This is a genomic window from Protofrankia sp. CiP1_Cm_nod3 (assembly GCF_982290655.1).
This window is the reverse complement of sequence record NZ_CEVIVD010000164.1, coordinates 1-9,701: the sequence shown is the minus strand read 5'-3', so window position 1 is coordinate 9,701 and position 9,701 is coordinate 1. Positions and strand designations below refer to the sequence as shown.

Below are 9,701 nucleotides of genomic sequence, written 5' to 3'. Positions count from 1 at the left end.
CCGCGCACGCGGATCCGCTGCCCGTCGGGGATCAGTCGGGTGGCGTCCACCACACCGACGACGGCCGGCAATCCGTACTCCCGGGCGATCACCGCGCCGTGCGTCATCAGTCCTCCGACCTCCGTCACCAGGCCTGCGATGGCGACAAAGAGGGGCGTCCAGCTGGGGTCCGTGTGGGCCGTGACGAGGATGTCACCCGGTTCGAGAACGGCCCGTGCCATGTCCAGGATGACGCGGGCCCGCCCTTCGACGGTCCCGGCGCAGACCGGTAGGCCGATCAGCGCGCCGGCCGGCACATCGTCGCGTCGGTACGCCCCGACGACGCCCTCGCCGTCGGACGTGAGCACCCGGGGCGGTGTGAGCGCCCGGTACGACCTGAACGCGTCCTTGCGCCGGCCGATGAGCTGGTCATCCACGCGGTTCGTGCGCACGACGTCGTGGAGCTCCTGGAACGTGAGGTAGAAGATGTCCTCCTTCTCGCGGAGTACGTGGGCCTGCGCGAGGCGCTCGGCTTCTTCCAACAAGGCCTGCTTGTACACGAAGTAGCGGCTGATCATCCCGTACTTCGGATACTCCCGGTACCCGATGAAGGTCCGGACCCGGTCGATCATCCGCTTCGTCTCTTCGGCTCTGCGCTCCCCGTCCGGCAGGCCCCGCAGGCGCTCCAGCAGATCCTGCTCCTTCTTCCAGGCCTCCTGCCGGCCTTGCTCGAAGCGTCGTCGGCTCTCGCCCCGCTCGAAGTTCCTGATGTTGCCGAGGATCATGGGGACGAGCGTGGAGGGGCGTTCGCTCCAACGCGGCCGCGTGATGTCGATCTCGCCGACGCAGCGCATGCCGTACCTGTCGAGCCAGGCCTCGATGGCGGCTCGCGCTTCGGTCCCGCCCGCGAGCCTGGGCAGCTCGTCCAGGAAACCCTCGTCCTCGACGTGCCGCAGGAACGCCACCACGTCCGGATGCGGGCGGATCACGTCCGCGACGTCGAGCAGCGCCAGCCCCATCTCCGACGTGACGTTGTGGGGCACGGACTGCGTGAGTGTGTCCGCCGCGTTCTTCTCGCCCAGCCACGCCTCCAGCCGCTCGTTGAGCCACCACGTGGCCTCTATCGCCGACATGAACACCTGATGGCTCCGCGGATCGAACAGGATCCGTCTCAGCTCCTGGAGGTCCGCCCGGATGAAGTCGAGCAGCGCCTCGCCGGACTTCGTCCGGATGTCGCGTTCCGAGGCGGCGATGGACGCCTCGCTGCGCCCGATCAGCTCGGTGACGATGGCCGGATCGGTCTCGATCGGGGCTGGCGCGCCGCCAAACAGTGGCCCGGGGGGACCCTCGTCAGGGAGCGGCCGGACGAAGCCGTCGCGCTCGAGGATGGTCCGCAGCGCGTCCCCGAGCAGCGGATCGGATCTCCCCAGGGCCTCCAGGAGGCCGGCCCGGCTCGCCGGCGAGGCCAGCCTCTGGGTGACGTCGACGAACAGGCGGCCGCCGGCCTCAGCCATCGGCGCGGGGGTCGTCATCTGCCAGAAGGAGAGCCCCAGGGGCTTCATGGGGTCGGTCATCATCTGCTGATGGCCGACGGAGACATAGACGTGGTTCTCCCGGTCGCCGGACTCGGGGATGGGGAACAGCGTGGTGATCGGCCGGCTCTGGACGATCTGGAAGCCGTCGTCGACCAGGCACCATTCGATGTCCTGCGGGCGGCCGAAGTACGCTTCGATCCGCCGGCCGAGCCGCGCGAGCCGCACGACCTGCGCATCCGTCAGCGCCGGCTGCTCCTGCCGCTCCGGGTCGATCGCCTGCTCCCGCGTCCCGCCCGCCGGCGAGGCGTGAACCGCACGCTGCTTGGCGGCGACCGTCCTGGCGACGACCTCGCCGTCGCGCACCTTGAAGACATCCGGGTTCACCAGGCCGGAGACCAGGGCCTCGCCGAGGCCGAAGCCGGCCTCCACGGAGGCGACCTTCCGGTTGGACGTGACGGGGTCGGCTGTGAACAGGATGCCGGCCGCCTGCGGGAAGACCATCCGCTGCACGACCACGGCCATGTGGACCGTACGGTGGTCGATGCCGTTGCGCTGGCGGTAGGTCACGGCCCGCTCGGTGAACAGCGAGGCCCAGCACCGGCTGACGTGCCAGAGGATCGCCGCCGGCCCCACGACGTTCAGGTACGTGTCCTGCTGGCCGGCGAAGGAGGCCGTCGGCAGGTCCTCCGCCGTCGCGCTGGATCGGACGGCGTAGGCGGCGTGCTCGCCGCACTGGGCGAGAGCGCCGGTGATCGCCGCCGCGAGATCGCCCGGGACGGCGATCCCTTCGATGGTCCGGCGGATCTCCGCGCTGAGCGTGCGGATCGCCTCCCGGTCGTCCGGGTTCAGGCGCGACAGCTGATCGAGCCGATCGTCGATCGAGGGCGCTTCCGCCATGATCCGCCGGAAGGCGTCCGTCGTCACGCAGAAGCCAGCCGGCACGCGGATGCCGTCGATCCGCGACAGCGCCCCCAGGTGCGCGCCCTTGCCGCCAACGACCGCGACCTGCGTCTCGTCAACCTCTTGAAGACCCAACACGTGCTGCTCGCTCACCGCGACACCTCCGAGGCAGTGGTATCCCGTTGCACTGCACCCGGTAGCCGTCGAGCCAGGCCCCGGTAGGAGTTGGTGGTCTCGAAGTCGATGGCGGTGTAGGGGAGCACGGTCACACCAGCGGCTGCTCATGGAGACGCCCAGCGAAGACGGGTGGGAAGTCCGGCACCGTCTGACTGTTCAACTCCTCGGGCATGATCCACGGTGACTGACCCGTCTTCGGCCGGACAGTACGTCGGCGCCGTTCCTCGTCCGTCTCAAGCCAGGTCGTCCACACGCAAGCTGCAAAGTTCGCGGTCGCCAGGGCACGTTTGCTCGGGGTGTCCTCAACAGGCGGGAAGCCGTCGACCTTCGGGCTGGTGGGGAACGCTGGCGAGACCAGGGTCTTGGACCGGGTGTGCTGCTTGTAGGCGTCGAGCGCCGCGAGGATCCGCTGCTGATGCCCCTCCGTCTCAGCAACCAGGGTCTCGAGAGCCGCTACGGTGAGCGGCTCGCCCTCGATCGGCAGCCCGTCCAGTAACGAGCCTTCCGTTACCAGGATGACACAGCAGCGCGTCAGTAATCGAACCTTCTCGAGCGCGAGGGGATCGCCGGCCTCGTCGATGGCGGCGGCATTGACATGCCGTGCCTGCAGCGACTCTGTCCTCCTGGTGATCCACACGGCGATGGTGCCGCTGCCTGGCTGCCGGTCGATGGTCGCGATCTCACGCACGAACGCCTCCCCCATGGTCCGATGCCGGCGAGGCTACCGATCTTTAGTATCGGAGGTCAAAACGTCCTATGCCGCTGCCGGTGGGCACGAGAAGCACATCGGGGCGTGCCGCTCGGCCACCGGAACTGGCAGCCACAGTGGCAGCCAGGCCCACGAACAGCAGCGGACTGGCAGAGCTCGACCAGCTGAGCGACGGTCCCGGTGACCGTCTCCACGCGTCCGCGCACGCATGGGCGAACGACACCGCCACCGAGATCGCCATCGAGGTGATCTGGTCGGAAGGCGACCGCGTGGAGGTGAAGACGCCCGTCGCAGAGCCCGGTCCGATCATCGCGATGAAGCTGCAAGCGGTGATGAACCGCTCTACGCGGAAACAGGGCACCGACCTGCTCGACGTCGTCCGGCTCACGCTCGACCACACGGCGCGCACGGCAGCGCTGGCCCAGCTCGGTGCTTGCGACTCGTCGACCGCCGCCGACATCGCCCTGCACGTCGATCTGTGGCTCGTCCACCGCCGTGATCAGGCCATCCGATGGATACACGGCGCGGGTGGCAGTGACCTCACGACCGACGACCTGGATCTCGTCGCAGAGCTTCTTCTCGATGCCTGCGGACGCACCTGACACGGCCCGAGCCGACGGGCCGAACTGGGACGGTGGTTATCTTCCCAGCCCGGGGATGTCCGCCGCGGGCCCGTCAGAAAGCGGCAGCGTGGGTCGGTCGGGCCACGGCGGGGCGGCGAGGTATTCCGCGATGCTCGGATGGCGGAACTGCCATACCCCGCCGGTGCGCAGCAGGATGCCGCGTTCGGTGGCGTCGTCGAGAAGGCCGAGGATGTCGCGGGGGAGGCCGTGGCGCCAGGCGAGCCAGTGCCGGGAGAGCAGGAACATGCCCCATGGGGTGGGCAGGCAGGCACTGATTTCGCAACAGATCACGGCGGCCAGAGCGATCAGCGGGTCGGTGGGTGGGTGCCCCCAGCCCGTGAGGTATGCCTCGCCGGCCGTGACGAGAATGCAGACACCGGTTACCAGCGGAGTGGTCAGGAACAGCGTGCACCGGCGGTGCCGGTGCAGCAGGGCCCGGGCAGGGTGGGTTCCGAGATCGATGACGGCTGCCCGCGCCTGCGCGCCTCGCCCCACGCGCCAGCCTGGTAGCGGCGGCGTCCCAAAAAGCAGCACGCTCGGCGTCTCCGGCGCTTTGGTGGTGAGCTGATGGAACGTCCTCGCCACGACAAGGCCTGCGACGGCGCCGAACCCGATCCCGATCGGGTAGCCCAGCACTGTGCCCAGCAGCACCCCGAAGGAGATGCCGAAGACGAGCCCGGACAGCGTGACGACTGGGCGCGGTACGGTACGGTGCAGGTGCCACCAGCTCAGACCTGGCAGGCGCCGATCGGACGCACGCTGGCGGGCCAGGAAGATCAGCGCACGGAGCTGCTGGTCGTTCTTGTCGGTTCTGGTGGGGCTGTCTGATCCGGGGTAGGCCACCTGCAAGCACCGCCAGGCCAGGTGGGTGCGCACGGCATCGGGGGACGGGAACCGCCCCGGATCGCGGAGTTCGGCGGGGCTCTCGGCCGGTCCGGCTGCTCGGTAGACGGTACGGGCCAGGTCCGCCGTCCGCGGATCCCGCAGGGCCCGGGCCACGGGTCCGTCGGGTGCGTCCACCAGCGTGTTCAGGATCGGCGCCCAGCGGTCCGGCGCGGTCTCGCCATTGCCGGCGATCAACGTCGGGTCGGCCTTGGCCGCGAGGTGGTCGGGAAGGCCGAACGCGCTGGTGGTCAAGGGGTTCACGCCATCAGCGCCCGCAGCCATACCACGCGTCCACCGGCGGTTCGACGTCCCCGCGCGACCCATACGTCGACAACAACACACGCATTCCGCGACTCCCGTTTCCGCAGCTTCTGGCCTCGGACGGCTATTCTGCGGCACGACCCGGGCCTTGCCGCAAGCTTTCCGGTGTGCTATATATTAAAAGTAGTGAGGAGTGGCTGTTTCCTTTTTGATTATCTCTCCTTTTTCCTTGTTTTTCTTTCACTTCATCGTTCTTTTTTGTCGTCCGCTGTGGGCGAACAAGCCCCTCGCGAAGCGGCGGCATGCCCGGCTGGCCCGTTTCGAGACCAGCCACCCGCGGCCAGCATCGAACCGATCTCCCGGACGCTCGCCGACGGTCCTTGGTGATCATGGGCGAGTGGAAGGCGGACCGCTGTCGATCGGCGACCGTCGGGAAGCCGGCCGCGCCGGCCGGCCACCGGCGGCCTCCTCCCGGGCGTTCGGCAATCTTGATTTCGAGGTCTCCATGTTCAAGGTTATTCTGGAACCTTGAACATGGAGGGTGGAAGTGGCTCGTCTACTGCGGCGGCACTGGGAAAGCGATCTTGATTCCGGGTTGTCGAGGCGTGACCGGTCGGGCTGCGACTACGACGCCTACCTGCCGGACCCCCTGGTCGGGCGGGAGTTCCGGCTGGACGCGGGGACGGCGGCCGACGTCGCCGACGCCGAGGTGGCCATCAGCCGGCTGGGCCGGGAGGCAACCGCCCTGCGGGGCTCCGAGGTGCTTGCGCGCATCCTGCTGCGGGCCGAGTCGGTCGGCTCGTCGCGTATCGAGGGGCTTGAGGTCGGCGGTCGCCGTCTGCTGCGGGCCGAGGCGGCGCGGGAGCTCGGGGAGAAGGCGACTGACGTCACCGCCGCCGAGGTGCTGGGCAACATCGACGCGATGGCGGGCGTGTCCGAACTGGTCGGTGTCGGCCAGCCCATCACGGTCGCCTCACTGCTGGAGGTTCACCGACGCCTGCTGGCCGGAAGCCGGTTGGCGGATTACGGCGGCACGATTCGGACCGTGCAGAACTGGATCGGCGGCAGCGGCTACAACCCCTGCTCGGCGGTGTTCGTACCACCACCGCCCGAGGTCGTGCCCGAGCTGTTGGCGGACCTTTGCGCGTTCTGCGACGACGACGGGCTGCCGGCGGTCGTCCAGGCCGCTGTGGCCCATGCGCAGTTCGAAACGATTCATCCCTTCATCGACGGTAACGGCCGGACCGGCCGGGCCCTGATCCATATGGTGCTGCGACGGCGTGGCCTCGCGGTCGACGTGTTCCCGCCCGTCTCCCTCATCCTGGCGACCTGGTCGCGCCAGTATCTGGCCGCGTTGTCCGCCACCCACTACGTCGGCTCCGCCGCATCCGAGGACGCACGGGTGGCCACCGATGCCTGGATCGCGCTGTTCGCGGCGGCGTGCGGTCGGGCATGCGCGGACGCGGCCGACTTCGAGCGGCGGATGGCGGTGCTTCAGGCCGGCTGGTTTCAGCGGGTCGGCCCGGTGCGGGCGGGCTCCGCGCTCGACCGCCTGCTGCGTGTGCTGCCAGCGGCACCTGTGCTCACCGTCCGCTCCGCCGCGGCACTGAGCGGGCGCAGCGTGCAGGCGGCGAACGAGGCGGTGGGCCGACTCGTCGAGGCGGATGTGCTCCGGCAGGTCACCGTCGGCCGGCGCAACCGGGCGTTCGAGGCGGCCGACGCGATCGAGGCGTTCACCCTGCTGGAGCGACGCCTCGCGAGCCCGGACGGGAACACGCTGGTCAGCCCGCCGACGCGGCGGGTACCACGGCAGCCCTGACAGCACCGACCAGAACCCGAGTACGGTGAAAGGGAATCCCGGGTTCTCAGCCGCACAGCGTTATCGTTAAATAACGTAGCGGAACGTTACCGGAAAGGCTCGCTCCCTCGCCAGCCGAGGTCTGACTGACAGCCGTTCGGCGACGCTCCAGGCCGCACGCCCCGAAGATGTTGGTCGAAGCCACCGCTGGACACGACGAGGTCCTCGCGTTCACCTACGCTTCAGCCGGGGAACGGCCCCACGATCGCGGTCACCAGACGGACCGGAGCCTCCGGAACCGCCAGGTGTACGGAACATCCGTCCGATTCGGTAGATGATGTTCCGGTCGGCGTGGTCATCGGGCATTGTCCCTGGCCAGGGTCCGTGTGGCGACCGGGTGGACGGTGATTTCAGGGCCGGGAACCAAGGAGCTCAGCGTGACGGCAGATCCGTCGGCTTCGGAGGCGATGCGTTTCCCTGCGGCTGAACTGGCGCAGCGCTTCGACCAGGACGTGTGGTGTGCGACCCGAAGGTGCAGCGTGCGGGATGCCGGTTGGGTGTCGGTGCTCGTCCGGGTCGCTCAGCGCTGTGATTCTTCGGGACGCGCGGACACGGGCGTCCTGCCCCATTCCCGGATCATGCTCGTGACCCGTGGAAGCGTGGCCGTGCAACGACGCGACGGAGTAGCCCGGCGATCCGCCCAGCTCGCGCCGGGGAAGGCGTGGATCGTCCCAGTCGGAGTGCCGCTGAGCTATGAGTGGACGCATGCGGGGAGCGGCATGCGCGAGCTCGTTGTCATGGTTCTCCCGGCAGACGATCTCGCGCGTACCGCCGGCCTGCTGAGTCATCGACGGTCCTCGCCGGTCACCTTGGCGGAGCCGGTGTTGATCGAGGACCACGTCGTGCGCAGCGTCCTGACCGAGCTCACTCACGCGATGGCTGCGGGAGTCGACGAGCTGTACGCGGAGACCTCGGCGGCCTTCCTGCTCGCCCATGTGCTCAGCCGCTACGGGACTGGATCGCCGGGCCCCGTCAGCGTCGGGAGGGAGGACGTCCGTGTCCGGACGGCGATCGAGTTCATGCGGGACAACCTTCACCTGCCCCTGTCACTCGCCGACATGGCAGGCAGCGCCGGGCTGAGCCCGTACCACTTCCTGCGCGTCTTTCAGGCCTCGACGGGATTGCCGCCACGCCGGTTTCTCACCCGGATGAGGATCGACGTGGCGCGGCGTCGTCTCGAGGACAGCGACCTGTCCGTCACCGACATCGCGCAGCAGTGCGGGTTCAGCAGCGCCAGCCAGTTCTCGACCGCGTTCCGCCGCGAGATCGGTATGGCACCTCGGGCGTTCCGCCGCAGCCGCGCCATGTAGGGAAGGTGACCGACTACAACTGACTCTGACTGACCGTGACCGTGACCGAGGCGCGAGCGCCGCAATAAGGAACACCTTTTCAGCAAGCGGGCGAATGCGCTCCGGATGCGTGGGCCCTACGCTCGAGGCGTGGTCACCACGAGGCTCGGCGCACGCGGATGCCGGAGATCGCACCCGGCTGAGGGCTCCGTGCCCGCGTAGCGCGCCGTGCCGGTTCCGGGCCGGAAGGCGCGACGGACGTCAGGGCGCGATGGACGTCGCACCGACGATGCGAAGGAGAACGACGTGAGCATGCTCTATCTCGCCCAGGCCCAGCAGCAACAGCAGCTCGAATGGCTCGACGGCGGAACTCTCACGATGGTGCTCGACGGCGCGGCGACCGACGGCCAACTGATGATGGGCAGGTTCGACGTCAGCGAGGGCGAGGCGCCGCCTTATCACAAGCACACCCTCGAAGACGAGGTGTTCATGCTGATCAAGGGCACCGCACTGGTCTGGTACGACGACCGCGAGTACGAGCTGACCGGCGGCGGCGTGGTCTTCCTCCCCAAGGGCAAACCGCACGCCTACCGGATCACGTCCAGGAAGGCCGACCTGTTGATGATCAACACACCGGCCGGCATTGAGGGCATGTTCCGCTACGCCGGCCGCGACAGGTCCACCCCGCGACCCGACGGCTTCCAGATCTCACCCGAACGGATGGCCGAAGCGGCTGAGCAGTTCGGCAACATCGTCATCGGACCGCCCCGCTGACGCGGACCGTCCACACCGACCGCGAGGATCTCGTTCCCGGAACAGCCGCGGACGACTATCCGCACGACCCCGGTGGTCGCTCCGACCTCGATCGATCCCTCCGCCGAAGGAGAGCAACGACGAAGATCCTCGCGACCGGGGCTACCGGCACGTTCGCCGGGCTGGTCGTGCCCGCTCTCGTGAGCCATGGCATCGACGTACGCGCGGTCGTGCATGACCCTGAGGTGCCTATCGAGCAGCCAACGTAATGTCCTCGGCCAGCTCCTGTTGCCAGGCCGCCAGCATGATCGGTATCCCCGATGACAGCCACGAGACCCGCACGGGGTGCTCGATCGTTCGTAGGATGGTGATCACAGCATCGCCCTGCATCCCGACCCGTACGAGACCGACGTCGGCCGGCTACTCATGGACGAGATCCTCCCCAAGCGAGTATGGCGCTGATGGCCGGACGGGATCCTGTCGAGGTCACCGTCGAGATCGACGGGCAGGAGACCGCCGCCGGAACGTTGTGGCTTCACGACCGCGGCGGACAGAGCGCCACGTTCCGATACGCCGACGCCTACCTGACCAGCCCGGCCGGATACGACCTCGACCCGGCGCTGGCCAGGGCCGCCGGCGTCTTCCACACGCCGCCGGGGTCAGCCATCTTCAACGCGTTCGCCGACAGCGCCCCCGACCGATGGGGTGAGAACCTCATGAGGCGTGAGGAGC

The 9,701-nt window shown here is 68.6% G+C and carries 9 protein-coding genes; 6 read left to right on the top strand and 3 right to left on the bottom strand.

The features are described 5' to 3' along the window. Together rph and AC5LUJ_RS21125 are read right to left on the bottom strand one after the other, a co-directional pair. Positions 1 to 2,567, bottom strand: a 2,567-nt coding sequence (rph, locus tag AC5LUJ_RS21130; RefSeq protein ID WP_250286042.1) for a rifamycin-inactivating phosphotransferase, incomplete at its 3' end; no start/stop codon positions are given. Between the two features lie 112 nt (positions 2,568 to 2,679). Next, on the bottom strand, positions 2,680 to 3,279 hold the full coding sequence (locus AC5LUJ_RS21125) for a hypothetical protein (protein ID WP_250286043.1): 600 nt from the start codon (positions 3,277 to 3,279) through the stop codon (positions 2,680 to 2,682). 137 nt (positions 3,280 to 3,416) lie between these two features. Between AC5LUJ_RS21125 and AC5LUJ_RS21120 the strand changes: the two genes are divergently transcribed. Next, positions 3,417 to 3,902: a hypothetical protein gene (locus tag AC5LUJ_RS21120; RefSeq protein WP_250286044.1), complete on the top strand. Its 486-nt coding sequence runs from the start codon at positions 3,417 to 3,419 to the stop codon at positions 3,900 to 3,902. 36 nt (positions 3,903 to 3,938) lie between these two features. Here AC5LUJ_RS21120 and AC5LUJ_RS21115 read toward each other — a convergent pair whose 3' ends face one another. Further along, positions 3,939 to 5,060 carry a hypothetical protein gene (locus AC5LUJ_RS21115; RefSeq protein ID WP_250286045.1) on the bottom strand — a complete coding sequence of 374 codons (1,122 nt, stop codon included), beginning with the start codon at positions 5,058 to 5,060 and terminating at the stop codon, positions 3,939 to 3,941. A 202-nt stretch (positions 5,061 to 5,262) separates the two neighbouring features. Here AC5LUJ_RS21115 and AC5LUJ_RS21110 point away from each other — a divergent pair, with 202 nt between their 5' ends. From AC5LUJ_RS21110 to AC5LUJ_RS21090, 5 genes are all read left to right on the top strand, one after another. After that, on the top strand, positions 5,263 to 5,601 hold the full coding sequence (locus AC5LUJ_RS21110; protein WP_250286046.1) for a hypothetical protein: 339 nt from the start codon (positions 5,263 to 5,265) through the stop codon (positions 5,599 to 5,601). A 15-nt stretch (positions 5,602 to 5,616) separates the two neighbouring features. Then, positions 5,617 to 6,888: a Fic family protein gene (locus tag AC5LUJ_RS21105; RefSeq protein WP_250286047.1), complete on the top strand. Its 1,272-nt coding sequence runs from the start codon at positions 5,617 to 5,619 to the stop codon at positions 6,886 to 6,888. Between the two features lie 518 nt (positions 6,889 to 7,406). Beyond that, positions 7,407 to 8,237 carry a helix-turn-helix domain-containing protein gene (locus AC5LUJ_RS21100; protein WP_250286048.1) on the top strand — a complete coding sequence of 277 codons (831 nt, stop codon included), beginning with the start codon at positions 7,407 to 7,409 and terminating at the stop codon, positions 8,235 to 8,237. Positions 8,238 to 8,528: 291 nt separating this feature from the next. Next, on the top strand, positions 8,529 to 8,990 hold the full coding sequence (locus AC5LUJ_RS21095) for a cupin domain-containing protein (RefSeq protein WP_493465585.1): 462 nt from the start codon (positions 8,529 to 8,531) through the stop codon (positions 8,988 to 8,990). A gap of 440 nt (positions 8,991 to 9,430) precedes the next feature. Further along, positions 9,431 to 9,701, top strand: a 271-nt coding sequence (locus AC5LUJ_RS21090; protein ID WP_493465584.1) for a HipA N-terminal domain-containing protein, incomplete at its 3' end; no start/stop codon positions are given.

Coding starts and splice junctions, on each gene's coding strand:
- AC5LUJ_RS21095 (WP_493465585.1), top strand. CDS start 8,529: ATGCTCTATCTCGCCCAGGCCCAGCAGCAACAGCAGCTCGAATGGCTC.